The organism is Gallaecimonas xiamenensis 3-C-1 (assembly GCF_000299915.1).
GTDB lineage: Bacteria > Pseudomonadota > Gammaproteobacteria > Enterobacterales > Gallaecimonadaceae > Gallaecimonas > Gallaecimonas xiamenensis.
Window position 1 is genome coordinate 1 of sequence record NZ_AMRI01000004.1, and the last position, 26179, is coordinate 26179.

Below are 26179 nucleotides of genomic sequence, written 5' to 3' on the forward strand. Positions count from 1 at the left end.
CAAGGCGCTGCTGGCCTGGGGCATTTTGCTGGGGTTGGTGGGAGCGGCGGGCCTTGGCCTTATCAGCATGCTAAATGCCGCCCTGATGGGGGCCGGCCTGATGCTGCTGACCGGCTGCATGTCGGTGGGCCAGGCTGAAAAGAGCCTGGATCTGCCCTTGGTGATCACCATTGCGTCCTCCTTTGCTTTGGGCACGGCGTTGCAAAAAACCGGGGTTGCCGGGGTTATCGCCCACCAGTTGGTGGCCCTGTCCGGTGGCAAGCCCTGGCTGCTGCTGATCTTGGTGTACCTGGCGGTGTCCCTGCTGACCGAAGTCATCACCAACAATGCCGCCGCCCTGGTGATGTTGCCCATCGTAGTGGAGATCACCGACAAGGCCGGCCTGGCTCCCACCCCTTTTGTGTTCGCCCTGATGATGGCGGCCTCGGCCAGCTTTGCCACCCCCCTTGGCTACCAGACCAACCTGATGGTGCTGGGGCCTGGGGGCTACAAGTTCAACGATTTTCTGAAGGTGGGCCTGCCCATGAACCTGCTGGTGGGGGCCACAACCCTTACCGTGCTGCTGCTGGGTTGGCCTTTGCGCTAATAGTGTCTGCCCCAGACCGGTGCCCCATGGCAATGGCCAACAAGGCGAAGGGGCGGCCAGGGAGGTAGGGAGTACCTGGTGCTGTGCAAAGGCGGCGCCCGGTTTCGGCGTGTTGCCAGGGACGAAAAGTTTCTGGGAGCTTAGGGGGCCAGCGTGCTGCCTGGCCCTAAAACAAAAAAAGGCGCCTTGCGGCGCCTTTTTCAATGGCTGTATTGCTGCGGGAAGTGTTTTTCCAAGGCGTAAAAGGCGCCGAAGAAAAGGGCGTTGAAGGCCAGGTCCCCCACCAAGGTGTACTGGAAGAAGGGGACGCCGGCAGCCAGGGATTGGTTCAGGCCTTCAAGACCTGGCGGGTAATAATTACCCACCAGCCACACCGCCGCGTTGGTGACAAAGAAAAACAACAATGACCCGGACAGGGATCCGGCCAGCACCCGGCCGGGGTTGATGTCCTTGCCCACCCAAAAGCCCAGCATCACCGTCAGCAACAAGGCGCCGTAGACGAAGGGCAGGGTAGGGTGCAGGCCCAGCACCAGATCGGACAGGGCCATGGCCGCCAGCGGCACCAGCAAGGCCATGGCGCGGGTCTGGAAGTGGGCGCCGGCAAAAAGGGCCATGGCGGCCACCGGCGACACGTTCCAGGGGTGCGGCATCACCCGGTACAGGGCGCACAGGGCGATGATGGCAAGCAGTGTCAGCAGGCGTGGGGTCATTGTTATCCTCGTCAGAAGTTGTAGCGCGCGGTGAGGTTTAACTCACGGCCTTTGCCGGGGTACCAGGAGTCTTCCCCCCAGGCATTGTAAACGGCGTAATCCGCAAATCGCTTATCAAACAGATTATCCACCCTCAGCACAAAGTGCCAGGGGCCTTGTTGCCAAATTCCCGCCAGGTTCCAAAGGCCGTAACTGCCGACCTTGTCGCCCTGGTTGAGGTTGTCGGACAGCAGGTACTGGCTGCCACGGTATTGGTATTCGACCCGGGCGCTCAGCGCCTTGGACAGCACCAGGTCCCCATAGAGCAGGCCGCTGTGGCGCGACACCCAGGGCACCTTGTGGCCGTCGCTGGCGCCCTTGGTGAACTGGGCGTCCAGCCATTGGTAGTCGACGCCCAGGGTCAGGGGGCCAAAGTCCTGGTGCCCGGCCAGGTTGACGCCGTAGCGGCGGGACTGGTCGGCATTGACGTTGGCGCCGGCAAAGAGGCCGCCTTCGGGGGCCGGGGCGTTGGCGTCAAAGACGATCTCGTCTTTGAGATCCAGGCGAAAGGCCGACAGGCTGAGCTGCTCACCGGCCCAGCCCAGCTCCACCGACAGGCCCTTTTGCGGGTCCAGGCCCAGGATGCCGGCTGGGGTGTAGCCCTGCTCGTCCAGCTTGGCAAAACGCACGTTGCGGTCGATACGGGCAAAGAGGCGCCCGGCCTGGTCCAGCTGGTATTGGCCGGCCAGGGACCAGGTGGTGGCGTCGCGGCTGATGGACACGCCCTGGGCGTAGGTGCTGGCGTAGATGAGGTCGTCGTCCACGTCGGTGTAGCGCAGGCCGGCGCTCAGGGTCAGGGCCTGGTGCTGCCACTGGCCGTTGGCATAGAGGCTTTGGCTGTCGCGGCTGTTATGGGCGCCCAGGCTGTCGTCGTCGTAGTTGCCGTGTTCGTAATCGATACCGGCCAGCACCGCCAGTTCACCCAGTTGGCCCTTGAGGCGCGGGGAGATGCGGTTAAGGCGCTCGGTGGTTTCGCTGGGGTTGTCCACGGCCCAGTCCATGTAGCTTTGGTTGTAGTCCCGTTCCCGGCGGCTCGCCGAGCCGTCCACCAGCAGCTGCCAGTTGTCGTCCAGCTGCTGTTCCAGGCCCAGGCGGGCCACCTGGCTTATCTGGTTGATAAAGTCCTTGGCAAATTCGGGGCGGGAGAAGCGCCGGTCGGTCTGGCTGAAAGTCAGGGGGCCGGGCTGGTCGCGGTCGTCCTGGTCCCAGCCCAGCTCGGCATAGAGGTGGCGCCCTTGGGTGCGGTAACCCAGGCGGCCCTGCACCGAGGCGGTGCGGCTTTGGCTGTGGTCGCGGTAGTTGTCGGCTTTGTCCCAGGCCAGGTTGCTGTCGACGTAGAGGCCGTTGGCAAAGCCCTTGGACAGGTTGGCCCCCAGGGCCTGGTGGTCAAAGCTGCCGAGGCTGGCCGAAACCTGGCCGCCGTCGCTGCCGCCCTTGGTTATGATGTTGATAACGCCGCCCACGGCCTGGTCGCCATAGAGCACACCGGCGGAGCCTTGCAGCACTTCGATGCGGGCTATGTTGCCAAGGCGCAGGCTGGCCAGGGCCGGCCCGGCCAGGCTTTGGCTGTTCAGGCGGCGCCCGTCGATCAGCACCAGCACGTTAGCGCCGCTTTGGTCGGGGGCAAAGCCGCGCAGGCTCAGCACCGGGCCAGAGCCTGAGTTGGCCACCTGAATACCGGCGCGGCCACGGAGCAGGCTTTCCAGGCTGGTGGCACCGCTGTTTTCGATATCCGCTTGGCTGATCAGGGTGACGGCGGCCGGCAGGCTGTCTACGGCCTGGGTCTGGCGGCCCAGCACCAGCAGGTGCTCGTCGGCGCTCTGAGCGGCCTGGACGGCCACCGGCAGCAGCGCCAGGGCGATAAGGGTTCGGGAAAAGCCCATAAAGTTCTATCCACTTCATGGGGGCAATGAAGGTACCACAGCAAAAATGCCGAACCTGTGCCTTGCCCACCGAAGGCGTCAGGTTTTCTTTCATGGCCGGTCTCCGGACTTGGACGGGGTCTAGCAGCGCCGCCTTCCCGTGTTGCCACAGTGGCCTGATGACGCTGCGCCTTCCTTACCGTTGCGGGGGCAGTGCCGGATTTACACCGGCTTCCCGATTATCCCAGCGGGCACCATGAAAAAAGGCGTTGAATTCAGTAAAAGCTGAAGCGGCGATCATAGGGATTTGTAACTTGGAAGTCCAGATGGCCAAAGTGCTTTTAGAGCCGCTTTTGACCCAGCTGAGTCCTTTTAAAACAGGCCCTAAGATGAGCTTGCCAATGGCGGCATTGTGCATAAGGATTAGAACAGCAGTTAAGTCTGTGGTTTTTTTGACCGCTTTAGGGAATCAGGCGGCCCCAACATGGAGTGTGGGACATGGTAGACGAAGAACAGCTGCAAAGCGGCAACAGCCGCTGGCTCAAATTACCCTTGGCTATCCTGGCCGGGTTGGTAGTGGCGGCCTCCACCCAGGTTTTAATTCAAGGCATTGCCATCGCCCTTTATCCGGCGGAGCAGGGCCTGGGCTACACCCTTGTCACCCTTATCGGTATCTGGCTGGCCAGTTTTGTCGGCGTGCTGACGGCACTGCTGCTGGAGCGGCGCCGCGCGGCCGTGTTGTCTTGGTCCCTGGTAGCCATATTGGCGTTGGTGGCGGTGCTTTATTCGGCGCTGCTGGCCTACCCCTGGTGGCTGGCCCTGGCGGCGATCGCGGGTATGCTGCCCTTGTCGCGCCTGGCCGGGCGCATGGCGGTTTGAGGCTTGCACCAGGGCCCGGGGCTGGATTAAAAAAAGCCAAGCCCCTTTAACCGGACCTTGTGATGAAAGCCGTGCTCCTGGATGCCGATACCCTGGGCAAGGATATCGATTTAAGCCCTATCCGTGCCGTGGTCAGCGAACTTCGGGTCTTTGGCACCACAGCCCCAAGCCAGCTCCAGGCCCATGCCGCCGACGCCGAGCTGCTGCTCACCAACAAAGTGGTGCTGGATGATGCCATCATGGCCGGGCGCAGAGCCCTGCTGGTGATGGCCACCGGTACCAACAACGTCGACCTGGCCGCCGCCAAGGCCAGGGGCATTCCGGTGTGCAATGTCAGCAATTACGGTACCGCCTCGGTGGCCCAACACAGCCTGATGCTGATGTTGGCCCTGGCCGCCCGTTTGCCCCTGTACCAGCGGGACCTGGCCGCCGGCGCCTGGCAGCAAAGCCCCTTTTTCTGCCTGATGGGCCACGCCACCTTGGAATTCAAAGGCAAGACCCTGGTGCTGGTGGGCTCCGGGACCCTGGGCAGCGAAGTGGCCCGCCTGGCCGAGGCCTTTGGCGCCAAGGTGGTGTTTGCCGCCCGTCCCGGGGACCCTGGCGACAACCGCCCCAGCCTCGACAGCCTGCTGCCCCAGGCCGATCTCTTGTCTTTCCACTGCCCCTTGACCGAGGCGACCCGCCACCTGCTGAACGGCGAGCGGCTGGCAATCATCAAACCCGGCTGCCTGGTGATCAACTGCGCCCGTGGCAGCATCATCGACGAGCAGGCGGCCCTTGCGGCCCTTAAAGCTGGGCGCCTGGGGGGGCTGGCGGTGGATGTGCTGCCCGAAGAGCCGCCCCGCCAGGGCCATGCCCTGCTGGCGTCCCTGGCTGAACCCTTGAACCTGATTGTCACTCCCCACAACGCCTGGATAAGCCCGGAGGCGCGCCAGAACATCGTCAATCTCACCGCCGACAATATTCGCCGGTTGCAACCCTAGGAGGGGTTATGGAACAGCAAGGAAGTTGCCTTTGCGGCCAGGTGCGCTATCGCCTGGACGCCACTTTCAGCCATTTTTACCTGTGCCACTGCCAGCATTGCCAAAAGGGCAGCGGCTCTGCCCATGGTGCCAACCTCTTTGCCATGGGTGGCCAGGTGCATTGGCTGCAGGGTGAGGAACTGTTGCACCGCTTTACGCTGCCGGGCAGCCGCCACGGGCGGGCCTTTTGTAGCAACTGTGGCTCGCCCCTGCCATACCAGGACGGTGCCCTGTTGCTGGTGCCGGCCGGCAGCCTGGACCAGGCCCCCACCATTGCCCCCACCGCCCATCTTTTTTTAGCCAGCCGGGCGCCTTGGGAGCACAACTTGGCCGCCTTGCCCGGTTTTGACCAACTGCCCCCCGGAGCCTGATGGTGATGCGTGGATACTACAAAGCCGGCGACTGCGTTTTCTGGATTAGCCGGCAGCTACACTGCGATACCGACAGCTTTGAGCACCTGGGGGGCGCCTATGCCCGCGACAAGGCCCAGGGCTTCTACGCCGGCTACCCCAAGGCCAAGATGGATGCCGCCAGCCTTTGCTACCTGGGAGGCTATTTTGCCAAGGACAAGCATCATATTTATTACGAAGGAACCGCCATGCCCAAGGTGGACAGGGACAGCGCCTGTTACCTTGGGGAAGATCTGCTAAGGGACAAGACCCAGGTCTTTTGCCGCCGGCGGCTGTTGCCAGGGGCCGACCCTGAAACCATAGTGGCCCTGGACTGCTACCACAGCCGGGACGCCAGCCAGGCCTTTTTTGTCAACAAGGTCATCAAAGACGCGCACCTCGCCAGCTTTACGCCTTTGGGCGATGGCTTGCAGCTTTTTGCCCGGGACCAAGACCGGGTCTATTACCAGGGGCGCCCCATCAAGGGAGCCGATCCCAACACTTTTGAGAGCCTGGGGGGCACCCTGGCCAGATGCCAAAACGGCTATTACGACGCAGGCAAGGCGATACCGGCACTGGCCGCTGGCGGCCAATAAGGAGATAGCGATTGAAAACCATAGGTTTGCTGGGGGGCATGAGCTGGGAGAGCACCCAGGGCTATTACAGCGCCATCAACCGAGGGGTAAGGGCGCGCTGCGGTGGCCTGCATTCGGCCAAAATCGCCCTCTACAGCGTCGACTTTGCGCCCCTGGCGGCGGCGCAGCACCAAGGGGATTGGGCCGGGGCGGCAGCCTTGCTGGTGGAAGGCGCCAAGCGGGTGGAGGCGGCGGGTGCCGACTTTTTACTGCTGTGCACCAACACCATGCACAAGCTGGCCCCCGAGCTGAGCCAGGCCCTGTCCATTCCTCTGGTTCATATTGCCGACGCCACCGGTGAGGCCCTGGTCCAAGCCGGGGTGCGCCGGGTGGGGCTGCTGGGCACCGCCTTTACCATGGAGCAGGATTTCTACAAGGGGCGGTTGGCCCAAGGCTTTGGGCTGGAGGTGCTGGTGCCGGACGAAAGCGACCGGGCCTTGGTGCATGACGTTATCTATCAGGAGCTGTGCCAGGGCCGCATCGAGGCGGCCTCCCGGGCCCAGTATCTGCAGGTTATCGACCGCCTTGCCGCCAGGGGCGCCCAGGCAGTGATCCTGGGCTGCACCGAAATAGGGCTGCTGGTGGGGCAGGGGGACACCCCGGTGCCCCTTTTCGACACCACGGCGCTCCATGCCCAAAAGGCCGTCGCCTTGGCAACGGCCCAATTACCTTAGGCCGGTTGCTGGTCCAAGGCGGCCTGGTGGGCCTGGGCCCATTGCTGGTCGCGGGCGGCCACCTTGACGGCGCTGGGGCGGCCGACAATACGATTAACATAGTCGGTCAGCAGCGGCGATTCGGGCACCAGCTTGAACATCAGCCCCCAGTTCAAGGCGCTGCCCCAGAGGATGTCGGCGGCGCTGAACTGCTCCCCAAGCAAATAGGGCCCTTTGGCCAGGCGCGCCAGGACAGTGCCCAGCATGGTGTCAAAGTCCCCGTACACCGACATCTTGGGGTTGGTGACCTCCCGGCCCTGGGCCTTGTCCACCAGGGCCGGCTCGTAACAGGCGGCGTAATAGACCATCCAGCGCAGGTAGTCGCCCCTTTGCGGTGAAGTGATAGCCGGCGCCAGGGCCTTTTCGGGAAAGAGGTCGGCCAGGTAGATGAAAATCGCCACCTGCTCGGTCACCAGGGTGTCGCCGTGCAGCAGCGCCGGCACCTTGCCAAGGGGGTTGATGGCCAGGTAGGGGCTTTGGCGCTGCTCGTCGGCCTTCATGTTCAACAGCTGCAGCTCGAAGGGAGCCTCCAGCTCTTCCAGCAGGGTCAGGGCCACGGACGAACGGGTTTGGGGGGCATGGTAGAAAACAAGCGAGTCTTTCACGGTCTTTTTCCTTGTGATGATGGGCCAAGGCTTGGCAACCCCACCAAGATACGGGGCCATACCTGTCAAATACTGTCAGGTTAGGGTAAATTTTTTGCCATGCGAGCCAGTCGACTACTTTCCATTCTGATGCACCTGCAGGCCAAGGGGCAGGTCAATGCCCAGCAACTGGCCGAGCATTGCCAGGTGTCGTTGCGCACCATTTATAGGGATATGGACGCCCTGAGCGGCGCCGGCATTCCCTTGTACAGCGAAAGGGGCGCCGAGGGCGGTTATCGCCTGTTGGGAAACCACCGCACCCAGCTTAACGGCCTGTCCGCTGACGAAGCCCAGGGCCTTTTCATGCTGGGCCTTAGTGGCCAAGCGGCCGAGCTGGGCCTGGGCGGGGTGGTGGCCGAGGCCCAACTCAAGCTGCTGGCGGCCTTGCCCACCGGCCAGCGGGACAGCCTGGCCAAAATGAGTGACCGCTTCTTGCTGGACGCCCCAGGTTGGTTTGGGGAGGCGGAAACACTGCCGGCCCTGGTGCCCCTGGCTGAAGCGGTGCGCCGCCAGCGTCGGCTTTGGCTGCGCTATCGCAGCTGGAAGAGCCAGCGGGAAAGGGAGCTTTGCCCCCTGGGCCTGGTGCAAAAGGGCGGCCAGTGGTACCTGGTGGGGCAGGTGGGGGCCGACATCCGCACTTATCGGGTGTCGCGCATCCTCGATTTCAAGGTGCTTGCTACCGGTTTTGAACGGCCGCAGGACTTCAACCTGGCCCAATATTGGCAGCAAAGCCGCCAGCGCCTGGAACAGGAAAGTTACCCCGACCAGGCGCTGCTGCGCCTCTCTGCTCAGGGCCACAAACTCCTTCGGGCCCTCTTTAGCCCCTACCAACTGGCCCGCAGCCAAGCCCAAGGGGAGCCGGACGCCCAAGGCTGGCAGCAAGTTAGCCTGCCCATGGGGTCGGTCTGGCATATGGCCTCGGAGCTGGCGCGCCTGGGGGCCGAGGTGGAAGTGCTGGCCCCCGCCGCCCTAAGGAAACAGCTGGCCGACACTGCCAGCAAGGTGCTGGCGCTGTACCGCCCCAAAGACAGCTAGGCCAACCCCGAGCGTGCTTCCCCTTGGCTTATGACATGACACTGTTTTTATATACAGTTTATGGATGTATGCTGTTGGCAGCATAAAAGGAGCCGTGCGTTATGGCATTGAGATTTGAAGAAAAGGCCCCCAGCCCCCAGGAATTTTGCGACCTGCGCGTCAAGGCGGGGTTGTCTGCCAAGTCGCTTGAAGCCGCCACTATTGCCCTGCCCAATAGCCTTTATGGCGTTTCCGTCAGAGAGGGCAGCGCGCTTATCGCCATGGGCCGGGTGGTTGGTGACGGCGCCTGTAACTTTGAGGTGGTGGATATCGCGGTAGACCCGGCTTACCAAGGCCAGGGCCTTGGCCGGGCCGTGATGGCATATATCGACGACTACCTGGGGTCGGTGGCGCTGCCCGGCTCCTATGTTTCCATGATCGCCGACCAGCCCGCCTTCTATGAAAAACTCGGCTATCGTTTGGTGGCGCCGGCCAGCCAGGGCATGACCAAGGCCTTCACACCGCGCAGCTAAAGCGCCATTAGCGCGGGGCTGGTGGCGCCGTAAAGCTTGGCGTCAGCCAAGCCTTGCTATAACGAGGCCCGCAAGCCAGTGGAGAGCGAAATGAAAAAGACCCTGATGTTGCCCCTGTGCGCCGTGGCGCTGTGGGGTTGTGGCCAGGAAGGAAAAGCGCCGATGACAGACGGCGAGCTGATGACCCTGGAGGTTGGCCCCCAACAGGTGGACTGTGTAGGGGTTGGCCCCCGAAAATGCCTGGTGGTGGACGGCGAGGCCTTTTATTCGGATATCGCCGGCTTTGATTTTGAGGCAGGCTTTGATTACCGCCTTAAGGTCAAGCGCACCGAGGCCTTCCCCAAGGGCCAGGTGCCGGCCGACGCCAGCCCTTACCGCTACGAGCTGATGGCGGTGCTGGACAAGACGCCAGCCCAGTAACCTTTAAAAAGCCGCTTAAGCGGCTTTTTTATGGGCAAGGGGCAGGAAACCGCCCTTGCCAGTGCCGGGCTATGTCCTGGCGCCGGCAAACCCAGACCCCGGGTCTTTGCTGCACGTAATCGAGGAAGCGGGCCAGGGCCTGGGCCCGGGCCGGTTGGCCACTGATGCGCCCATGCAGGCCCACCGTCATCATCTTGGGGGCCTTGGCCCCTTCCTGCCAGAGGCAATCGAAGGCGTCCTTAAGCTCGCCATAAAAGGCCTCTGGGCTGCCGGCGCCGTGAGGCTGCAGATAACGGATGTCGTTGCTGACCAGGCTGTAGGGGATCATCAAGAGCGGCGGGCTACCTGCCAGCCAATAGGGCAGGTCGTCGTTGTAGCAGTCCGAGCTATACAGGCACCCCGCCTCCCTTGCCAACTGGCGGCTGTGGGGGCTGATGCGCCCCGTGTACCAGCCCAGGGGCGGCGCCTGGCCCAGGCCCTGGATGATGGCCTGGGTCTTGGCCATCTGGCGCCGCTCCTCGGCCAGGGCCATAGGGTGGTGGTCGAGCCAGCGATAACCGTGACCGGCCAGTTCATGGCCCCCCGCCACCAGGGCCTTGGCCAGGTCCGGGTTCAACTCCAGGGCCAGGCCGCAGGCAAACACGGTCAGGGGCAGCTGGCGGCTGTCAAATAGGGCCAACAGCCGCCAGGCCCCGGCCCTGGCGCCGTATTCAAAAAGGCTCTCGACACTGAGATCCCGCTCCCCCAGGCGAGCGGGCCTGCCTACCAGTTCGTGCAGGTAGGCCTCCGACTGGCTGTCGCCGTTCAAAACGCAGGACTCGGCCCCTTCTTCCAGGTTCAGCACAAATTGCAGGGCCAGGCGGGCCCGGCCTGGCCATTGGGGGTGGGGCGGCCGGCCGCCGTAACCGGTGAGATCCCGCTCGTTGTTGACGGCCATCAGCCCAGCTCAAAGGTGGTGACGCCAAACACCTTGTTGTCCTCGGCAGCGGGCTTTGGCCCCAGGTGCATGCGGGCGCAGCCAAACACCTCGCTCATGCCCTTGGCGCTGGCCAGGGCCATGGCCTCCTGGTGGGCTTCGGGTACGTCCAGATACAGAGGGCCCCCGGCGGCCACGGAGGCCAGGGCGTCGAACAGGGTCTCGGCTATGGCCGGGGTGTCGGCAAAGAGCGGCCCTATCTTGTACCCCTGGCGGCAGCGCCGGACCAGGGCGTAACCGGCCAGGACGCCCCCTTGTAGGTAGGCAAGGCCGGCGGCGTCTTCCTGGTTTACCCAGGCCTTGAGAAAGCGGCGCCGGTCAACCCCAAAGCAGTGGCTGTCAAAGGCCAGCAGGGTCTCGAAGGCAAGGTCTTTTAGGGGCACCAAGGCCGGATGCGGGGCCGGGGCGGCCAGATCTTTGGGGATTTGGGCGCAAAAGCGCAGGTTGCGGTGGGAAAACACAAAGCCGCCCTTGGCGTAGTAGGGCTGCATGTCAAAGACCCCGTCCATGCCGATGCCGGCCCCGGGGGCCAGGCGCGATTGCAGCAGGGCCTTGCGGGCCTGCCAGAGCTGGTCTCCCAGGCCCTTGCCGCGAAAAGGGGGGCGGATAATAAAAAAGCCCATAAAACCGTACTGGCCGCCATAGCTGGTGATGGCGCCGCCGCCCACTAGTTCGCCGCCTAGCTCGGCGGCGATAAAGGCGTCGGGATCGGTGGCCCAGAAGCTGTCGGCGTCGTGCAGGCCCGGGTTCCAGCCTTCGTCGGCGGCCCAGGCCACCAGTTGGTCAAGCTCGCTCCGGGTCATGGGGCGGATGTGCAGGGGTTGGGCCATGGGCGCCTCCTTGGGTTTGCTATCAGCATAGCGCCGGGGCTCTGTTAAGATGCCCCCTTTGACGACAAGCGGAACATGCAATGGAAAAGGTCCTTGTCCTGGTGGACGTACAAAACGTCTATTACACCACCCGCCAGGCCTATCAGCGCCGCTTCGACTACAACCGTTTCTGGGCCAGGGCCACGGCGGGGCGCCAGTTGGTCAAGGCCTTTGCCTATGCCATAGACAGGGGCGACACCAAGCAGCGCGAGTTCCAGAATATCCTCAGGGCCATCGGCTTTGAGGTCAAACTCAAACCCTTTATCCAGCGCGCCGACGGCTCGGCCAAGGGGGACTGGGACGTGGGCATCGCCATCGACGCCCTGGAATACGCCGACCAGGCCCAGGTGGTGGTGCTGGTGTCGGGGGACGGGGACTTTGATCTGTTGGCGGCCAAGCTTAGGGAAAAGGGCAAGATAGTGGAGATCTACGGGGTGGCGGCCCTGAGCGCCGCTTCCCTTATCAATGCCGCGTCCCGCTTTATTCCAATCGAAGGGGAGCTGCTGTTGGGGTAGGACCTTGGCCGGATATTGGGGGCTGCTGGCCTCTTGGCATCTGGCTGCACAAGGGCCGAAGGGGTAAGCTGTGGCCCATTAGCAGACAAGGATGTTGATGTGATGATTGTCTCCCATTCCCTTCCCGAACAGGCCTTGTTGCGCCCCTATGCCCAGAGCGGCGCCTACACGGACTGCTACCTGATGACCCTGCCCGGGCCGGTACATCTGGCCCATTTTGTGGAAGCCTTTTACAGCTCATCGGTGTTCAAGTTTGAGCGGACCCTGCTGGGCCTGGCCCTGGGTAAAAAGGCCAGCGACCAGGACGCCGCCGCTCTTGGCCGGTCCCAGGTAAGCCAGTTCAGTGCCTGGCAGGTCGAAGAGCGCACCGATACCCAACTGCTGCTGCGCTTTGGTGATACCCGCTCCTGGTTTATGGTCGAGACCGCTGCCGATACCAGCCGCCTGTATTTCGGCAGTGCCGTGTTGCCGCGCAAGGTTGATGTCGAAGGTAAAGGGGTATTCAGCGCCGGCTTCCATCTCCTTAGCGGCTTTCATCACCGCTATAGCCAGGCCCTGCTGCGCTCGGCCCTTAAACGCCTGCCCAAGGTGCAAAACGCCTGACTTTTACCAAGCCTTTAGAGATTGCTTGATGACCAAACTGCCCCATTTTCCCTATCACCGGGATCCGATCGCCTCGGGATCCGTTCGAGAGTCACAGAGCCCCTGCCAATGCTGTGGCAAGGCGCCGGGCCTTTTGTACCAGGGCGTGGTCTACTCGGCCAATGCCCCTGACAATCTCTGCCCCTGGTGCATCGCCGACGGTAGCGCCACAGACAAATACGATGCCGACTTTTTCGACGGCCACTTTGTGGATGACGAAGATGACTACCTGGATCTGAATGCGGCCTGGCACCGGGAAGTCTTTGGTAAAACCATCGGCTTTGCCACCTACAACCCCATCGGCTGGTGGGTGCATTGCGGTGAGCCTGCCGAGTTTGTCACCCGGCAAGAGCCTTATGAGATGGTCTTTGAATGCCGCCGCTGTGCCAAGCGTCACCTGGTAGGCGATTACGACTGACCGGGCCATGGCCAATAAAAAGGCCCGCCAGGCGGGCCTTTGGGGGTTTAGGACCCCATAGGTTTTGGATTAAGTTCCTGTTCGGGGCGGGTCTTCGGGACGCCCCTTACTCCCCCAGCAGGGTCGCCAGCTTGGCCCGTTGGGCGCTGGTCAGCCAGCCTTTCATGTCTGGCAGGCGCTGGGCTTTGGCCAGTTGCTGCAAGAAGGGCCCGCAGTTGCGCCCCTCATGGACGGCGTAATAGACCAGGGACTGGGCTGCTACCCCTTGGCTGTCCAGCCACTGGAGCGCCCATGCATCTTTGGCGGCTAACAGGGCCAGGCCCAGGTCCGGGTCGCTGATAGGGTTATGGCCCAGCGCCGGGTGCTGCCAGCGCTCGGCAAAGGTCAACTGCCCCCCCTGGATGCAGGCGCGGACATAAGCCTCCTTCACCCAGCTGCAGCCCAGCCAATGCAGGCCCCGTTTGCCCAGTTGGGCCAGGAACAGGGCCAGGCGCTGGCCTTGCTCTTTGGGCAGTAGCCACAAGAAATCCACCGGCCCCACCTTGCCGCTTTGGTCGGCGTAGGGGTCCCAGCCTTGCAGCCTTGGCAGGCCAAGGGCTTTGGGGGACAGGGCCTCAAGCCCCTGGCCTGTGGCCAGATAATCCAGCAGCTGGCGGTAAAGCTTATGGGCCACCGGGTCTGGGAAGGCGTCGGCCAGTTGCCGCTCAAGGCTTGCCTCAAAAAGCGGCGCCAGGGGCAGCTCCAGCTCGGGGTGGCAGCAGGCCAGATCGGCTAAAAAGGCCAGGTACTGGTCTTCATGGCAGTAGGCCAGCACGCCCTGCAGGGCCTGGCGCTCGGCGTCGGTGCTTTGGGCAAACTGTGCCAGCCGCGCCTGGTAGCGGCGCCAAAAGCGTGGGTCGGCCGGGCGATAGCGTGCCACCCGCTGGTCGCAAAGCAGCATAAAGGCGTCCAGCTGCAGCTGCGCTACCCCCAGGGCCAAAAGTTGCTGGCAAAGGCGCCGTTCCTGGTCGATGTCGTCGATGGCGGCGTAATGGTGGTAGTTGCCCCGGAGATAAAAAATGCGGTTGATAAGCCGCTGGGGAGCCAGGGTCAGCCACAGCTGCCAATGCCTTTTAGCCAGCAGATAGAGGCCGTTGTCCTTGGCAAGACGGTCACTGCCCAGCAGCCAGAACAGGCTCAGTAAACCCCGCTGCAAGCCGTCTTCGCCCCACAGCAGCTGATAGGCCCCCTGGTGGGCGCTGATGCGAGCGCCCTTGACGCCACCGTCGAGGTACAGCACGTCCTTGGCCAGCTGCGCCATGGCGGCCGGGTCGGCGTCGTTGGCCGGATCCACAAGCCAGGCCATCAGTTCTTCAAACTGTTCGTGGTCATCGTCGCTGGCGTCTTCATAGGCCTCCAGTAACGCCTGGGGTAGCTGTTGTTGCAGCCAGTCGATTAACAGGCTGGCCTGCTCTTGGCTGCAATCGGGATTGTGTAGCCGGTAACTGGCGTAGGCGCAGCTTCCCAGGTGCGGCGGTAGGGCGGCCAGGGCCGATGTCAGGTCGTCCCCTATGGCCTGGTCCACCTTCTCGAGCTGGGCCAGCTTTAGCCGATCGCTGTGGGGGCTAAGGCAAGAAAAGACCCTGGTGTAATTGGGGGCGGCCGTTTCCGCCTCTTGCTGCTTTGGCGCAGGTGCCGGCTTGGCGGTCTTCCAGGCCTGGTGGCGGTCCTCTTGCTGCCAGGCCGGAGCCACCTCCAGCAGTGGCAGCTCTGGTGCCTGGCTTTGCAAGGTGGCCAGTATCGCCAGGGCCTCGTCTTCGACGCTGTGGCCAAGCCAGGGCTGCTGTTTTACCTGGTCCTGCCACTCTTCTATGTCGTCGGGGTCGGCCGCGACGGGCCAGGCCCCCAGGCTGTAGAAAAAGTCCAGGGTAGGGTGGGGATCGTCCGCTTGATTGCCGCTGCTGTAGGCCAGTAGCGGCTGGGCCTTGAGGCGGGCCAGCAGTTGCTCCTTGAACCAGGGGTAGTCATCTGGGTGCTTGGCAAAGTGGCTTAGCAGATCGGGCTGCAGCGGGTTGCCTTCGCTGTCGCTGTAAAAGCAGCGGCGCAGCTGGGCGCTGTCGCACCACAGGTAGGCGCTGATCATGGGCCGCTGCCAGCCGAAGTTGGCCACCAGCTTGTTTAACAGCTCCAGAGGAAGGTAATGGGTTTGGGTGTCCCAGTAGGGCACCAGAAAGGCGGCCAGATAGCGGCTCCACTGGGGCCGGCAAAAGGCCATCATGTAGAGGGCTTCAACCCCTAAAAGGTTGTAGTCGTCCACTGCCATGTCGGCAGAATCGTTGCGGCTGCGGGCAAAGCGCACCAGTGCCTGGGCGGTGTCTTCCAGATCAGGGTAGAGTTCGGGAAAATTGAGGGCGGCAGCAAAGAGCACCGCTTCGCTGTAATGGCACAGCTTGTTGTCCTGGCGGCAGCTGTCCAGGGCCTTGTCCAACAATGCCTGGTTGGCACCGGCGTCGCCCCGCTCCAGGGGGCGGCCGTCCTGGTGGCAAAAGGCGATATCCAGCAGGAGGTCCATATGCAGGCGAAAGGCGCTGCCGTCGTCGAGCTTTTGCCGGTATTGGCCGAGGGCCGCTTTCAGGCTTTGGAGATGGGTTGGGTCAAGGGTGATGGCTTGGCGTTTGTCGAACTCAGACATGTGCGTCCTTCAGATGTCTTTTCAAGGGCTTGTGGCGCGTGAACGGCGAAAGACACCGCAATACCACCGCGAGAGGGGCGCCATTTAAACGCAGCCAGGTTGGCGCTGCAAGCCAAGGGGCCTGGGCGCCCATTAGAAGGAGGCGGCAGGGCGGGGCCTGGGATAAAGGGCAGGGCTTTGATCGGCTGGATAAAACGCTCTGTTCCATACCAGGGGGCTGAAAACTGCCGCGCCGCCCCCATCTCTTGGGCTTAGAGCCAAACCGGGGCCAGGCCCCTTTGAGGAAGTACCCATGTCTGTCGATACCGCTGCGCTGTTCAGCCCTGTAACCCTGGGCCAGCTGACCCTGCCCAACCGCTTTACCATGGCGCCCCTGACCCGTTGCCGCGCCCCTGGCCACCAGCCCAATGCCCTGATGGCCCAGTATTATGGCCAGCGTGCCAGCGCCGGCTTGCTGATCAGCGAATGCACCATGGTCAGCCCCCAGACCTCCGCCTTCGGCGATGACCCCGGTATCTATGAAGACAGCCAGGTCCAGGGCTGGCGTCAGACCGCCGAGGCGGTCCATAAGGAAGGCGGCCGTATCTTCATGCAGATCTGGCACGCCGGCCGCGCCGCCCACCCTTTGCTCAACGACGGCCGCGAAGCTGTGGCCCCCAGCGCCATCGCCATTGACGATGTCACCCACACCCCCCAGGGCAAACAGCCCTATACCGTGCCTCGGGCGCTGACCGAGGGGGAAATTGCCGATATCGTCGCCGATTTTCGCCGTGGCGCCGCCAACGCCATTGCCGCCGGTTTTGACGGCGTCGAGATCCACGCCGCCAACGGTTACCTGATTGACCAGTTCCTGCGCGACGGCGCCAACCAGCGCACCGACCGTTACGGTGGCAGCCTGGAAAACCGCGCCCGTTTCCTGACCGAGATCCTGGACGCCGTGTGCAGCGAAATCGGCAGCCACAGGGTGGGGGTGCGCTTGTCCCCCCTCAACAGCTTTAACGGCATGAAAGACAGCGATCCCATCGCCTGGACCACTTTCCTGGCCAAGCACCTGAACGGTTTTAACCTCGCCTACCTGCACCTGATGCGCAGCGACTTCTTCGGCCTGCAGCAAGGGGACGTGGTGTCGGTGGCCCGCCAGCATTACCGGGGCCACCTGATGCTCAACATGGGCTACAGCCCTGAAGAGGCGGCGCAAACCCTGGCTGCCAACCAGGCCGACTCGGTGGCCTTTGGCACCGGCTTTTTGGCCAACCCCGACCTGCCGGCCAGGGTCAAGGCCGGGGCGCCCCTGAATGCCCCCAAGCCCGACAGCTTCTACACCCCTGGGCCCGAGGGATACACCGACTACCCCGCCATGGCTTAAGCCGACAACGCCGCATCAGCGGCGTTTTTTATGGCGAAGGCCAGTTCTTTGGCGGGTGTATTTAACCCGCCGGTCCAGTGAGTCGCTCCAAGGGGTTGATAGAGCGGGGCTTTTTTCTTTGCCTCTTTGTCGCTAAGGTGGCGGCCTTGCCCAGGTTGTAAGAAGGCATAAAGGACGATGTGGAAATGGATGTCGATGGCGGCAAGCCTGGTGGCCCTGGCTTACTCGGGGCTGTGGCTGGCGCTGATGCTAAGCCTTGAGGGCCTTGTCCCTGGGCTGGCCCTAAGGGTTACCCAGCCTGTCTGGTACTGGGCTTATGTGCTGGCAGCGGCCTTGGCCCTGGCTGCGGCTTTTGGGCTCTTGGTGGCCAGTTTGGGCCGGTCCAAGGGCCGGGCATTGCCATTGGCCTGCGCCTGTTATCTCACCTGCTACTTTGGCTTTGCCCTCTCAACCTTTGCCGCGCCGGCCAGTACCCCTTTGTTGCTGGTCGTCATCGCAGCGCCCCTGCTGGCCGCCGCCAGGCCTTTTAAAACCCAAGGATAACGACCATGGCAAACTCCCTTTTTTCACGGCGCCGGCCCCTTTACTACGTCCAGATCTGGGAGACGCGGCTAAAAGTTGTCGACGTCTTTGCTGGTACCCTTTTTGACGAAGTGCCCGATGTGGCCATCAGTACCGATGCCAAGGGCCAAAAAACGGTGGTGGCCATAGGGGCAGCGGCCAAGGCCGGCCCCGGTGTCACCCTTGCCAACCCCTTTAGCCACCCAAGAACGGTGCTGAACGATTTTTTTCTGGCCCAGGCCCTGCTGCGCCGCAGCTTTGCCCTTGTCAAAGGTGCCCGCTTTGCCCCGGCCCCCAGGGTGGTGGTGCAGGCCATGGAGAAAAACCAGGGCGGCTTGAGTGCCATCGAGGTCCGCGCCTTTGAAGAGTTGCTGCTGGGACTGGGGGCCAAGGTGGTGGCCGTCCACCAGGGGCAGGTATTGTCCATGGGCGAGCTGGCCGCCGGGCCATTTTGGCAAGGGGCCAAGGCCAGTTCGGCCAAGCAGAGCTTGCTGACCCTTGCCATAGTGCTGGGGGCACTGGCCCTGGCCTTTATCAAATAGCCCAGCACCACAGCCGCGCCGCTGTCAGGGGTGCGGCCCTTAAACAACCTAAAGGATGACCATGAGCAGTACTGATGAGAGCCAGAAGGAATGGCGTGAAAAGACCCTGGCCTATACCCAGGCGGTAAACGACTTTGTCGCCAAAGGTATGAGCGACGGTTGGGACAATATCGGCCCCGAGCCCGAAGACAACGGCCGCGAACCACTGGTGCCGGCCTTGCTGGCGGCCATTACCCAGGCCAACAAGGACGGTAGCCTGGCGCAGTTGCGCCAGCAGTGGCCGCTGGCCTATAGCCCCCTGTTGCCGCTCCTTAAGGAAAAGGGCCAGAGCATTCCCTGCCTTTGCCTGCTGGACGACGGCCGGGTGGTGGCCCGTATCGGCAACACTTACGGGCCTGGCCAGGTGGTGGAAATCGCCGGTACCGAGGTCAAGGTGGTGGAAGACGAGTCCTTTTTCGGGCGCAGCCCCGACCGGCGTTATTTTGCTTACTGCCGGGAAGGGGGCGTGGCCATCACCTTGGGCTGGCGCGGTGAACAGGTGGCGTTTTGCCCTTACCCCAGCGGCCGCGAAGGCCTGCCCGAGGATTTTGGCCAACTGGCAGTAGAAGCCCCCACCGCCACCCAACTGGTGCCCTTTCCCGACGGGCGCCGGGTGCTGTTTGTCTCCCCCGGCGGTATCTTTGTACTGAGCGCCAGCGAGGCGGTGCGCTTGTTGCCCACCCAGGAAGCCGTTATCGAGCACTTTACCTGGCTCAGGGAGGAATACCCCGAGGACGAGCTGAGCCTGGACTTGGCCATGGAGCACGGCGCTGTCTCGGCGGACGGCAAATGGATAGCGGTAGGGGCCCAGGACAGCAGCCACCTTATCTTTGACGACAAGCTGCAGCTGGCGGCAGATATCGGCAACCAGATGGACTATCCCCACTGGGCCCTGTTCAGCCAGGACAGCAGCCTGGCAGCTTTCAACGCCTGCCATTTCTATAACGGCGTGACCATAGGGGTTCCCACGGCGCTACTGCCGGGGCTGAAAACCGAGCCCTACGAGGACAACCCAAAGACCCCCTTTTTGGAAGAGATGTCCAGGGTCTATGCCGGCTGCCACAGGGGCCATGAATTTATCATCGGCGATGCCTACGGCTACTTGCGGGCCTTTGGCAACGACGGCACGCCCCACTGGCAGCACTTTATCGGCTCGTCCATCGGCGATATGGATGTGTCCAGTGACGGCCGCACCCTGGTCTGCTCTACCTATGCCGGTTTTATCTCCATCATCCAGTTGGACCAGGGCCGAGCGCCTTATGAAATAGGTACAGGTAACCACAGCGAGGTTCGCCGCTGGCTGTTTTGGCAAGGCCAGGCGCCCTTGGCCTGGTAAGGAGCAGAGCCTGTCCAAAGAAAAAATCAGCCAAGACGGGGAGCGCGACCGCTGCCCCGTCCATGGCCGCCAGCGGCGCATGTCTTTGAGTGAGGTTGGGGAGATCAGGCGGGCCATCGATATCGCCAACAGCCAGGCACGGCGCCGGGGCAAACAGCCCCTGGATCCTGTGGTAACCCGCTTTAGCTGCACCTGCCATTGCTTTAGCGTCAATGTTGAAAAATAGCGGTGCCAGGCCCTGAGCCTTGCCCCTCTTGGAGACCCCTATGCAACTAGTGCCTGCCAAGGACGAAGACCATGGCCCCATGCTGGCCCTGTGGGAGCGCTCGGTTCGCGCCACCCATGATTTCTTGACCGAAGAAGACATCGCGTTCTTCCTGCCCCTTATCCTGACCCAGGGCTTTGCGTCTGTGACCCTCTATTGCGCCAAGGACCAGGGCGGCCGCCTACTGGGCTTTGTGGGGGTGGCAGGGGACAAGGTGGAGATGCTCTTTGTGGATGACGGCCTGATGGGCCTTGGGGTAGGTAAGGCGCTGATGGCCCTGGCCACCAGCCAACTGGGGGCCAGCCGGGTGGATGTGAACGAGCAAAACCCCCAGGCCCTGGGCTTTTACCTGCACCTGGGCTTTAAGGTGGTGGCCCGCTCACCCCTGGACAGCATGGGCAAGGCCTTTCCCATTTTGCACCTGGCCCTTTAATTAAAAACGCCGCTATCGCGGCGTTTTTTCAGGCTTCCAGCCAGCCTTTTAGCAAGCTAGGGTCGCTGATGGTCAGCACTGCGGTGTCCAGCGGCGCCGGGGCCGGGGTCAGCTCGAAGGTCATCAGTTCGTCGCGGCGAAAGGCGTGCACTTCCACCTGGCGCTGGCCTATGGCGGCCAACTGCCGGGCCAGCAGGCTTTGGCGGGCGCGCAGGCCGTCGATGGCAACAATAAGGTCGCCGGCGGCCAAGCCAGCCGCGTCGGCGGCGCCGCCGTGCAAGACCTGGCTTAACTTGATGCCGCCGTCGGCCTCTAGGCTTTTGGCCCCCAGGGTCAGGCGCTCGGGCCTTGGCTTGTGGGGGCGGCCGCCATTGTCGCTGTCGTCGGCGGCGGCCTTGAAGGTCAACTCTACCCCCAGGGCCGCCAGCAGTTTCTGGGCGGGCAGATCCTCGGTGCTGTGCAGGGCCTGGTTGAAAAAGGCGTCCAGGGGTTCACCCAGCAGGGACTCGGCAATGCGCTGGTGGCTGTCATCGGCGGTGCCGGTGGCGGTTTGGCCGTAGGCTTCCCAGAGGTGGGCCATGACATCGTCCAGGCTCAGGCTGTGTTCGGAGCGCAGCCGCAGGGTCAGATCCAGGCACAGGGCCATCACCGCGCCCTTGGTGTAATAGCTGACGATGGCATTGGGGGCGTTTTCGTCCTGCTGGTAGAACTTGGTCCAGGCGTCAAAGCTCGAGTCGGCCAGGCTTTGTACCAGGCGCCCGGGGCTGCGGGCCACCCGGGTCAGGGTGGTGGCCAGGCGGTCGAGGTAGGCGCCGGCGTCGATAAGGCCGGCCCGGTGCAGCATCAGGTCGTCGTAATAGGAGGTAATGCCCTCATAGGCCCACAGCTGGATGCTGTGGCTTTCCTTGTCCAGTTGGTAGGGCAGGAAGGCCTGGGGCTTGATGCGCTTGACGTTCCAGTTGTGGAAGTACTCATGGGAGCACAGCGCCAGAAAATCCAAGTACTCGGCGCCGTTTAGCAGGTAGCGGGGCACCATCAGCGCCGTGGAGTTGCGGTGTTCCAGGCCGCCGTAGCTGTCGGCGGTGACCATGGTCAGGAACCAGTACTCTGCAAAGGGGTGGGGCGTGCCGAAGAAATTGAGCTGGGTCTCGCAGATGGCGGCCAGATCCCGCTTGAGCTTTTCCTTGTCGCCATAATGATGGCCGGTCAGCACCAGGTGATGAGGAATGCCGCAAGCCTCGAAGCTCAGCACCTCAAAGTCGCCCATTTCCACCGGGTGGTCGATAAGGGCGTCGTAGTCGCAGGCGCTGAACAGGCCAAAGCCCCAGGGCTCGCCGCTGATGCGGCTAAGGCCGGTGGCCAGCTGCCAATGGGGGGCTTCCAATGGCGCCTGGATAGCCACCGACACCGCTTCCCCTTCCTGGCCCGCTACCGCCAGGAATACCGAGGTGCCGTTGAAAAAGCCGTGGGTCTCATCCAGGTGGGCGCCCCTTACCGACAGATCCCAGGCGTAGATCTGATAGCGCACCCGTACCGGCCCTTCACAAGGGGCCAGCTGCCAGCGGGCCTTGCCCAGCTTTTGGATGGCCACCGGGTTGTCATCCTCGTCGCTGGCCTCCAGCCATTGCAGGTGCTTGGCAAAGTCGCGAATAAGGTAGGAGCCGGGGATCCAGGCCGGCAGCCACAGCTGCTGGCCGGCGGCGTCCGGCTCTTCTATGGTGAGGGTCACGTCGAACAGGTGGCGGCCCAGCTCGGCGGGCTTGATGTCATAATGGATGGCAGCGATCATCGGCTTGCAGCGTCAAGGGTTTAGCTGCAGTCTAGCATGGACTTTGAGGCCGCTATAAGGAGCCCCACATGAGCGAAGAAACCATTTTTTCCAAGATCATCCGCCGCGAGATCCCCGCCGACATCCTCTACCAGGACGACCTGGTTACCGCCTTTCGGGACATCAACCCCAAGGCGCCCCTGCACCTGTTGATAGTGCCCAATATCCTGATTGCTACCGCCGACGATATCACCGAAGCCCACGAACCCTACCTGGGGCGGATGATGACGGTGGCGGCCAAGCTGGCCAGGGACGCCGGGGTGGCCGAAGACGGCTACCGCCTGCTGATGAACTGCCGTGACCACGGTGGCCAGGAGGTCTATCACATCCACCTGCACCTGTTGGGGGGCAAGCCCCTGGGGCCGATGCTGGCCCGCTAAGGGGGCAGGGGGCTTGTACGACCAGGCCCCCGGCGGCCACAACGGGGCTGACAAGGCGTGACAGCCCCGTTACAATCACCGCGATTTTTCACCAGGGGGAGGCCTCTTAGGCCTGAGATGTCGGTGTACCGACAGACCCTTTGAACCTGATCCGGCTCGTACCGGCGTAGGGATGGTGCTCTGCCATAACTGCCGCACGCCCCGGATCTCTTATAAAGAGGTCCAGATGTTCAAAAAATCCCTTCTCGCACTTGCCTTGGCCAGCCCGGCCGCCTTGGCGGACGACGCCATAGAACGCATTGAAGTCACAGGCGATTTTCGCGCCCAGGCGCTGCAGGAACTGACCGATTCGGTGTCGGTGCTGTCCGCCGACACCCTGGAGCGGCGCCACACCCAGGCCCTGGACGAGGCCCTGAACCTGGTGCCCAACGTCAACTTTTCCAGCGGCGCCAGCCGTGGCCGCTTTATCCAGATCCGTGGCATAGGGGAGCGCAGCCAGTTTGTGGACCCGGTCAACCCCTCGGTGGGGCTGCTGGTGGACGGCTTTGACTTTTCCGGCCTGGGCCTGGCCGGCCTTATCAGCGACATCGACCAGGTCGAAGTGTTCCGTGGCCCTCAGGGCACCCGCTTTGGCGCCAACGCCCTGGCCGGCCTGGTCAATATCCGCACCCAGGACCCAAGCCAGGACACCCAGGGCTATGGCCGCCTGACCCTGGCCAACCACGACAGCCAGCGCCTGGAAGGGGCCCTGGGTGGCAGCCTGGGGGGCGCCTGGTCGGCGCGCCTGTCCGGCTCCACCTATGACAGTGACGGCGACAACCACAACGCCCTGCTGGGCAAGGCCAGCAATGATCGCAGCGAAGACACCGCCCGCCTCAAGCTGCGTTACCAGCAAGGGGATTGGCAGTGGGATCTCATCGGCCTGTACCTGGACGTGGACAACGGCTACGACGCCTTTAGCTTTGACAATGGCCGCACCACCCTGTCTGACAACCCCGGCCGCGACAAGCAGCGCAGCCGTGGCCTGGGCTCACGCCTGAGCTACGGCGGCTGGGACAAGGCCCGCATCGTGCTCGACTCCACCAGCAGCCACAGCGACCTTGGCTACAGCTTCGACGAGGATTGGTCCAACCCCGGCTATTGCGCCAGCCGCGACTGCCCCTACGGCGATTACGCCAGCATTGACGCCTACCGGCGCGAGCGGGACACCCAGATGGTGGATCTGCGCCTGGTGTCCAGCCCTGCCGGCCGCCTGGGCCAGGCCGACTGGGTACTGGGCCTGTACGGGCGCTTCCAGGACGAGTCCTTGGTGCGCGACTACACCTATGGCGGCATGAACAGCGATATCGACAGCGACAACAAGGCCCTGTACGGTCAGCTGTCTTTGCCCCTCGATGCCCGCTGGCGCCTGGAAGGGGGCCTGCGCCTGGAGCGCTGGCAAGCCGACTACAGCGACTCCTACCCCCAGGTGTTGTCCAGCAGCGAAACCCTGTGGGGCGCCAACCTGGATCTGTCCTACAGCCTGGACGGCAGCCTTTACTACCTGGGCCTGTCCCGGGGTTACAAGCCAGGCGGCTTTAACACCGAAGGCAGCGTTGCCGAGCAATACCGCCACTTTGACACCGAAACGGCCCTGAACCTGGAGCTGGGGGCCAAGTGGTGGCTGCAAAACGACCTGTCCCTGGCGCTGAGCCTGTTCCATATGTGGCGCGACGACATGCAGGTGAAGACCTACCAGACCGTCACCCGTGACGACGGCTCCACCGAGTTCGTCAACTACCTGGACAACGCCGCCTCCGGCCGCAACTACGGCCTGGAACTGGAAGCGGCCTGGCAGGCCACCGACAGCCTGCGCCTGTCCGGCAGCCTGGGGCTGCTCAATACCCGTTATGAAGACTTCGTCAACGCCGAAGGCCAGGCCCTGGACGGCCGCGACCAGGCCCAGGCCCCCCGCTGGCAATACCACCTGGCCGCCGACTGGCAACTGGCGGACAGCTGGCTGCTGACCCTAGAGAGCGAAGGCAAAGACGCCTTCTACTTCTCCGACACCCACAACGAGCAGTCCTGGGCCTTTGCCCTTTGGCATGCCAACCTGGCCTGGCAGCACCAGAACTGGGAGCTGAGCCTGTTTGGCCGCAACCTGTTCGACCGGCGCTACGCCACCCGTGGTTTTGGCGGCTTCGGCAACGACCCGGCAGACGGCTACGGCGAACATCCCTATTATCAACTGGGTGACGGCCGCATGGTCGGCGCCAGTGCCAGCTACCGTTTCTAAGGAACCAAGATGAACCTTTCGGTCGAGATCTCCATGTACCCCCTGGCGGATGACTACATTCCGCCTATCCAGGCTTTTATCGACGAGCTGAACCGCCACCCGAACCTCAAGGTGATCACCAACACCATGAGTACCCAGGTGTTCGGCCCCTACGATGAGGTGCTCAAGGTGGTGGGCGAGGCCATGAAGGCCCAGCACGCCAAGGGCAAGGCCAGTTTCGTGTGCAAGTTCCTGGGTGGGGACCTGCGCCCGTGACCGGCTTTGTCCAGGAGGTGGCCGCCCAGCTGGCGGCCACCTCCCCCCTGGAAGGGTTGGCGGTGACGCTGGCGGTCGCCTATTTGCTGCTGGCCATGCGCCAAAGCCAGTGGTGCTGGCCGGCGGCCCTGGTCAGTACCCTGATTTACGTGGTGCTCTTCTACGACGTTGCCCTGCTCAGCGAGTCGGTGCTGAACCTCTATTACATGGCCATGGCCCTCTATGGCTGGTGGAGCTGGCGAAGGGGCAGGGCAGGGGGCCGCTTGCCGGTCAATTCCCGGCCCCTGGCCTGGCATCTTAGGGTCATTGCCCTTGGCGCCGCTGTGTCCCTGGCCTGGGGCCACCTGATGGCCACCCAGACCCAGGCCGCCTTTCCCTACCTAGACGCCGCCACCAGCTGCTTTGCGGTGATCACCACCTGGATGGTGACCCGCAAGGTGCTGGAGAACTGGCTCTATTGGATTGCCATAGACGCGGCCAGTATCTGGCTGTACCTGCAAAAAGACTTGGCCATGACGGCGCTGCTGTTCGTGGCTTATGTGCTGATGGCGGTAGGTGGTTATTGGAGCTGGCGCCGTGACGCTGCCACCCCTGCCTGAGCCCTGGGCCCAGGCCAAGGCTCAGGTTTTTGGCGGCGGCCTGACCAACCGCCATTGGCTGCTGACCCTAGGAGAGCAGCGGGCGCTGCTGCGCCAAAACAGCGCCGCCCTGGAGCTTGGCATAGACCGCCAGGCGGAATTGGCCCTGTGGCAGGCGGCCAGCCAAGCGGGGATAAGCCCGCCGCTGTTGTGGCTGCAGGGGCAGTGGACCTTGAGCCGCTTTATCGACGCCCCAACCGGCCCGGCCAGCCAGGAGGGGCAACTTGCCAGCCTGTTAAAGGCCGTTGCCTGGTTACAGGGCCTGGCCATGCCCACCTTGCCGGTGCTGCCCCTCAGGGCGCGGGCCCTGGCCCTTGGAGCCGGCGCCGACAGCCCCTGGGCTGCCTACCAGCTGATTGAAGCGGACCCTTTGCCGCTGGTGCCGGCCCATGTGGATCTCAACCCGCAAAACTGCCTGTGGCAGCAACAACGGCTGTGGCTTATCGACTGGGAATACGGCAGCCTGGCCGACCCTTACTACGACCTTGCCGCCATTTTCATCACCCATGAACTGGCGCCGCAGCATTTGGCAAACGCCTGGCAAGCCCTGACCTTAAAGCCTATTCGCCTGGCCAGGCTCTGGGCCATGGGGGCCGTTTTTGCCCACCTTTGTGAGTGCTGGTGCCGCCACCCTCAAGCGGGCTACCTTGCCTATGCGGCGCATTATCGCAAAGCCTGGGGCCAGTGCCTTGTGGCCCTGGAAGGGCTCCATTAGCCTTTGTTA

General features: G+C 63.2%; 29 protein-coding genes and 2 riboswitches. Of the genes, 22 read left to right on the forward strand and 7 right to left on the reverse strand.

Annotated elements, in window-relative coordinates; genetic code table 11:
* The coding region (locus tag B3C1_RS03315) for an SLC13 family permease (protein ID WP_008482902.1) at positions 1-586 on the forward strand (586 nt) is incomplete at its 5' end.
* A gap of 200 nt (positions 587-786) precedes the next feature.
* Here the strand turns inward: B3C1_RS03315 and B3C1_RS03320 are convergent.
* Together B3C1_RS03320 and B3C1_RS03325 are read right to left on the reverse strand one after the other, a co-directional pair.
* Positions 787-1296, reverse strand: coding sequence for a DUF6580 family putative transport protein (locus tag B3C1_RS03320; protein WP_008482903.1), 510 nt, complete (start codon positions 1294-1296; stop codon positions 787-789).
* A gap of 11 nt (positions 1297-1307) precedes the next feature.
* Positions 1308-3218: a TonB-dependent receptor family protein gene (locus tag B3C1_RS03325; RefSeq protein WP_008482904.1), complete on the reverse strand. Its 1911-nt coding sequence runs from the start codon at positions 3216-3218 to the stop codon at positions 1308-1310.
* Positions 3219-3295: 77 nt separating this feature from the next.
* A riboswitch (cobalamin riboswitch) is annotated at positions 3296-3471 on the reverse strand.
* A gap of 224 nt (positions 3472-3695) precedes the next feature.
* On the opposite strand from B3C1_RS03325, the gene B3C1_RS03330 reads away from it, so the two are divergent.
* The 5 genes from B3C1_RS03330 to B3C1_RS03350 all read left to right on the forward strand — a co-directional run bounded on the left by B3C1_RS03330 (position 3696) and on the right by B3C1_RS03350 (position 6796).
* Positions 3696-4076, forward strand: coding sequence for a hypothetical protein (locus B3C1_RS03330; RefSeq protein WP_008482906.1), 381 nt, complete (start codon positions 3696-3698; stop codon positions 4074-4076).
* Positions 4077-4138: 62 nt separating this feature from the next.
* A complete protein-coding gene (locus tag B3C1_RS03335; protein WP_008482907.1) occupies positions 4139-5059 on the forward strand; it encodes a D-2-hydroxyacid dehydrogenase in 921 nt (306 codons plus the stop codon).
* A gap of 8 nt (positions 5060-5067) precedes the next feature.
* Complete coding sequence (locus B3C1_RS03340) at positions 5068-5469, forward strand: GFA family protein (RefSeq protein ID WP_008482908.1); 402 nt, start codon at positions 5068-5070, stop codon at positions 5467-5469.
* Positions 5469-6083, forward strand: coding sequence for a DKNYY domain-containing protein (locus tag B3C1_RS03345; RefSeq protein WP_008482909.1), 615 nt, complete (start codon positions 5469-5471; stop codon positions 6081-6083). Before B3C1_RS03340 ends, B3C1_RS03345 begins: the two co-directional genes overlap by 1 nt.
* A gap of 11 nt (positions 6084-6094) precedes the next feature.
* A complete protein-coding gene (locus tag B3C1_RS03350) occupies positions 6095-6796 on the forward strand; it encodes an aspartate/glutamate racemase family protein (RefSeq protein WP_008482910.1) in 702 nt (233 codons plus the stop codon).
* On the opposite strand, the gene B3C1_RS03355 is transcribed toward B3C1_RS03350, so the two are convergent.
* Entirely contained in the window at positions 6793-7440 is a 648-nt protein-coding gene (locus B3C1_RS03355; protein ID WP_008482911.1) for a glutathione S-transferase family protein, read from the reverse strand. The two genes, B3C1_RS03350 and B3C1_RS03355, sit on opposite strands and share 4 nt — an antisense overlap.
* A gap of 99 nt (positions 7441-7539) precedes the next feature.
* Here B3C1_RS03355 and B3C1_RS03360 point away from each other — a divergent pair, with 99 nt between their 5' ends.
* From B3C1_RS03360 to B3C1_RS03370, 3 genes are all read left to right on the forward strand, one after another.
* Positions 7540-8514, forward strand: coding sequence for a helix-turn-helix transcriptional regulator (locus tag B3C1_RS03360; protein ID WP_035481016.1), 975 nt, complete (start codon positions 7540-7542; stop codon positions 8512-8514).
* A 101-nt stretch (positions 8515-8615) separates the two neighbouring features.
* Positions 8616-9026 (forward strand): GNAT family N-acetyltransferase, encoded by a 411-nt coding sequence (locus B3C1_RS03365; RefSeq protein ID WP_008482914.1) that lies wholly within the window; start codon positions 8616-8618, stop codon positions 9024-9026.
* Positions 9027-9116: 90 nt separating this feature from the next.
* Positions 9117-9446, forward strand: a complete 330-nt coding sequence (locus B3C1_RS03370) for a DUF4377 domain-containing protein (RefSeq protein ID WP_008482915.1) — start codon at positions 9117-9119, stop codon at positions 9444-9446.
* Between the two features lie 28 nt (positions 9447-9474).
* Here the strand turns inward: B3C1_RS03370 and B3C1_RS03375 are convergent, their stop codons facing one another.
* Together B3C1_RS03375 and B3C1_RS03380 are read right to left on the reverse strand one after the other, a co-directional pair.
* Positions 9475-10383 carry a polysaccharide deacetylase family protein gene (locus tag B3C1_RS03375; RefSeq protein ID WP_008482916.1) on the reverse strand — a complete coding sequence of 303 codons (909 nt, stop codon included), beginning with the start codon at positions 10381-10383 and terminating at the stop codon, positions 9475-9477.
* Positions 10383-11252 carry a GNAT family N-acetyltransferase gene (locus B3C1_RS03380; protein WP_008482917.1) on the reverse strand — a complete coding sequence of 290 codons (870 nt, stop codon included), beginning with the start codon at positions 11250-11252 and terminating at the stop codon, positions 10383-10385. The genes B3C1_RS03375 and B3C1_RS03380 overlap by 1 nt, the downstream gene beginning before the upstream one ends.
* A gap of 80 nt (positions 11253-11332) precedes the next feature.
* On the opposite strand from B3C1_RS03380, the gene B3C1_RS03385 reads away from it, so the two are divergent.
* The 3 genes from B3C1_RS03385 to B3C1_RS19680 all read left to right on the forward strand — a co-directional run bounded on the left by B3C1_RS03385 (position 11333) and on the right by B3C1_RS19680 (position 12866).
* Positions 11333-11806 carry a LabA-like NYN domain-containing protein gene (locus tag B3C1_RS03385; RefSeq protein WP_008482919.1) on the forward strand — a complete coding sequence of 158 codons (474 nt, stop codon included), beginning with the start codon at positions 11333-11335 and terminating at the stop codon, positions 11804-11806.
* 99 nt (positions 11807-11905) lie between these two features.
* Positions 11906-12409: a hypothetical protein gene (locus B3C1_RS20425; RefSeq protein ID WP_192813342.1), complete on the forward strand. Its 504-nt coding sequence runs from the start codon at positions 11906-11908 to the stop codon at positions 12407-12409.
* Between the two features lie 28 nt (positions 12410-12437).
* Positions 12438-12866, forward strand: coding sequence for a CbrC family protein (locus B3C1_RS19680; protein WP_192813343.1), 429 nt, complete (start codon positions 12438-12440; stop codon positions 12864-12866).
* Between the two features lie 106 nt (positions 12867-12972).
* Here B3C1_RS19680 and B3C1_RS03400 read toward each other — a convergent pair whose 3' ends face one another.
* Positions 12973-15537: a hypothetical protein gene (locus tag B3C1_RS03400; protein ID WP_008482923.1), complete on the reverse strand. Its 2565-nt coding sequence runs from the start codon at positions 15535-15537 to the stop codon at positions 12973-12975.
* 292 nt (positions 15538-15829) lie between these two features.
* Between B3C1_RS03400 and B3C1_RS03405 the strand changes: the two genes are divergently transcribed.
* From B3C1_RS03405 to B3C1_RS03425, 5 genes are all read left to right on the forward strand, one after another.
* Positions 15830-16903, forward strand: a complete 1074-nt coding sequence (locus B3C1_RS03405; RefSeq protein ID WP_008482924.1) for an alkene reductase — start codon at positions 15830-15832, stop codon at positions 16901-16903.
* A gap of 195 nt (positions 16904-17098) precedes the next feature.
* Positions 17099-17446, forward strand: coding sequence for a hypothetical protein (locus B3C1_RS03410; RefSeq protein ID WP_008482926.1), 348 nt, complete (start codon positions 17099-17101; stop codon positions 17444-17446).
* A gap of 5 nt (positions 17447-17451) precedes the next feature.
* Positions 17452-18006, forward strand: a complete 555-nt coding sequence (locus B3C1_RS03415) for a rod shape-determining protein (protein ID WP_008482928.1) — start codon at positions 17452-17454, stop codon at positions 18004-18006.
* A gap of 61 nt (positions 18007-18067) precedes the next feature.
* Positions 18068-19381: a hypothetical protein gene (locus B3C1_RS03420; RefSeq protein ID WP_008482930.1), complete on the forward strand. Its 1314-nt coding sequence runs from the start codon at positions 18068-18070 to the stop codon at positions 19379-19381.
* 266 nt (positions 19382-19647) lie between these two features.
* The gene (locus B3C1_RS03425) at positions 19648-20079 is read left to right on the forward strand and encodes a GNAT family N-acetyltransferase (RefSeq protein WP_008482932.1); all 432 of its coding nucleotides are present in this window, start codon (positions 19648-19650) and stop codon (positions 20077-20079) included.
* A gap of 28 nt (positions 20080-20107) precedes the next feature.
* Here B3C1_RS03425 and B3C1_RS03430 read toward each other — a convergent pair whose 3' ends face one another.
* Positions 20108-21868 (reverse strand): M61 family metallopeptidase, encoded by a 1761-nt coding sequence (locus tag B3C1_RS03430; protein WP_008482933.1) that lies wholly within the window; start codon positions 21866-21868, stop codon positions 20108-20110.
* 68 nt (positions 21869-21936) lie between these two features.
* Between B3C1_RS03430 and hinT the strand changes: the two genes are divergently transcribed.
* The 5 genes from hinT to B3C1_RS03455 all read left to right on the forward strand — a co-directional run bounded on the left by hinT (position 21937) and on the right by B3C1_RS03455 (position 26170).
* Positions 21937-22287 carry a purine nucleoside phosphoramidase gene (hinT, locus tag B3C1_RS03435; RefSeq protein WP_008482934.1) on the forward strand — a complete coding sequence of 117 codons (351 nt, stop codon included), beginning with the start codon at positions 21937-21939 and terminating at the stop codon, positions 22285-22287.
* An 84-nt stretch (positions 22288-22371) separates the two neighbouring features.
* Positions 22372-22477, forward strand: a riboswitch (TPP riboswitch).
* Between the two features lie 36 nt (positions 22478-22513).
* Positions 22514-24562, forward strand: a complete 2049-nt coding sequence (locus B3C1_RS03440; protein WP_008482935.1) for a TonB-dependent receptor — start codon at positions 22514-22516, stop codon at positions 24560-24562.
* A gap of 9 nt (positions 24563-24571) precedes the next feature.
* Positions 24572-24817 carry a thiamine-binding protein gene (locus tag B3C1_RS03445; protein WP_008482936.1) on the forward strand — a complete coding sequence of 82 codons (246 nt, stop codon included), beginning with the start codon at positions 24572-24574 and terminating at the stop codon, positions 24815-24817.
* On the forward strand, positions 24814-25416 hold the full coding sequence (gene pnuC / locus B3C1_RS03450; RefSeq protein WP_008482938.1) for a nicotinamide riboside transporter PnuC: 603 nt from the start codon (positions 24814-24816) through the stop codon (positions 25414-25416). Before B3C1_RS03445 ends, pnuC begins: the two co-directional genes overlap by 4 nt.
* Positions 25394-26170 carry a choline/ethanolamine kinase family protein gene (locus B3C1_RS03455; protein WP_008482940.1) on the forward strand — a complete coding sequence of 259 codons (777 nt, stop codon included), beginning with the start codon at positions 25394-25396 and terminating at the stop codon, positions 26168-26170. Before pnuC ends, B3C1_RS03455 begins: the two co-directional genes overlap by 23 nt.
* The last annotated feature ends 9 nt before the right edge of the window (positions 26171-26179 follow it).

Coding starts and splice junctions, on each gene's coding strand:
- B3C1_RS03440 (WP_008482935.1), top strand. CDS start 22,514: ATGTTCAAAAAATCCCTTCTCGCACTTGCCTTGGCCAGCCCGGCCGCC.
- B3C1_RS03445 (WP_008482936.1), top strand. CDS start 24,572: ATGAACCTTTCGGTCGAGATCTCCATGTACCCCCTGGCGGATGACTAC.
- B3C1_RS03375 (WP_008482916.1), bottom strand. CDS start 10,383: ATGGCCGTCAACAACGAGCGGGATCTCACCGGTTACGGCGGCCGGCCG.
- B3C1_RS19680 (WP_192813343.1), top strand. CDS start 12,438: ATGACCAAACTGCCCCATTTTCCCTATCACCGGGATCCGATCGCCTCG.
- B3C1_RS03365 (WP_008482914.1), top strand. CDS start 8,616: ATGGCATTGAGATTTGAAGAAAAGGCCCCCAGCCCCCAGGAATTTTGC.
- B3C1_RS03335 (WP_008482907.1), top strand. CDS start 4,139: ATGAAAGCCGTGCTCCTGGATGCCGATACCCTGGGCAAGGATATCGAT.
- B3C1_RS03430 (WP_008482933.1), bottom strand. CDS start 21,868: ATGATCGCTGCCATCCATTATGACATCAAGCCCGCCGAGCTGGGCCGC.
- B3C1_RS03340 (WP_008482908.1), top strand. CDS start 5,068: ATGGAACAGCAAGGAAGTTGCCTTTGCGGCCAGGTGCGCTATCGCCTG.
- B3C1_RS03420 (WP_008482930.1), top strand. CDS start 18,068: ATGAGCAGTACTGATGAGAGCCAGAAGGAATGGCGTGAAAAGACCCTG.
- B3C1_RS03320 (WP_008482903.1), bottom strand. CDS start 1,296: ATGACCCCACGCCTGCTGACACTGCTTGCCATCATCGCCCTGTGCGCC.
- B3C1_RS03370 (WP_008482915.1), top strand. CDS start 9,117: ATGAAAAAGACCCTGATGTTGCCCCTGTGCGCCGTGGCGCTGTGGGGT.
- B3C1_RS03415 (WP_008482928.1), top strand. CDS start 17,452: ATGGCAAACTCCCTTTTTTCACGGCGCCGGCCCCTTTACTACGTCCAG.
- B3C1_RS03425 (WP_008482932.1), top strand. CDS start 19,648: ATGCAACTAGTGCCTGCCAAGGACGAAGACCATGGCCCCATGCTGGCC.
- B3C1_RS03330 (WP_008482906.1), top strand. CDS start 3,696: ATGGTAGACGAAGAACAGCTGCAAAGCGGCAACAGCCGCTGGCTCAAA.
- B3C1_RS03360 (WP_035481016.1), top strand. CDS start 7,540: ATGCGAGCCAGTCGACTACTTTCCATTCTGATGCACCTGCAGGCCAAG.
- B3C1_RS03410 (WP_008482926.1), top strand. CDS start 17,099: ATGGCGGCAAGCCTGGTGGCCCTGGCTTACTCGGGGCTGTGGCTGGCG.
- B3C1_RS03405 (WP_008482924.1), top strand. CDS start 15,830: ATGTCTGTCGATACCGCTGCGCTGTTCAGCCCTGTAACCCTGGGCCAG.
- B3C1_RS03325 (WP_008482904.1), bottom strand. CDS start 3,218: ATGGGCTTTTCCCGAACCCTTATCGCCCTGGCGCTGCTGCCGGTGGCC.
- B3C1_RS03380 (WP_008482917.1), bottom strand. CDS start 11,252: ATGGCCCAACCCCTGCACATCCGCCCCATGACCCGGAGCGAGCTTGAC.
- B3C1_RS03345 (WP_008482909.1), top strand. CDS start 5,469: ATGGTGATGCGTGGATACTACAAAGCCGGCGACTGCGTTTTCTGGATT.
- B3C1_RS03385 (WP_008482919.1), top strand. CDS start 11,333: ATGGAAAAGGTCCTTGTCCTGGTGGACGTACAAAACGTCTATTACACC.
- B3C1_RS03400 (WP_008482923.1), bottom strand. CDS start 15,537: ATGTCTGAGTTCGACAAACGCCAAGCCATCACCCTTGACCCAACCCAT.
- hinT (WP_008482934.1), top strand. CDS start 21,937: ATGAGCGAAGAAACCATTTTTTCCAAGATCATCCGCCGCGAGATCCCC.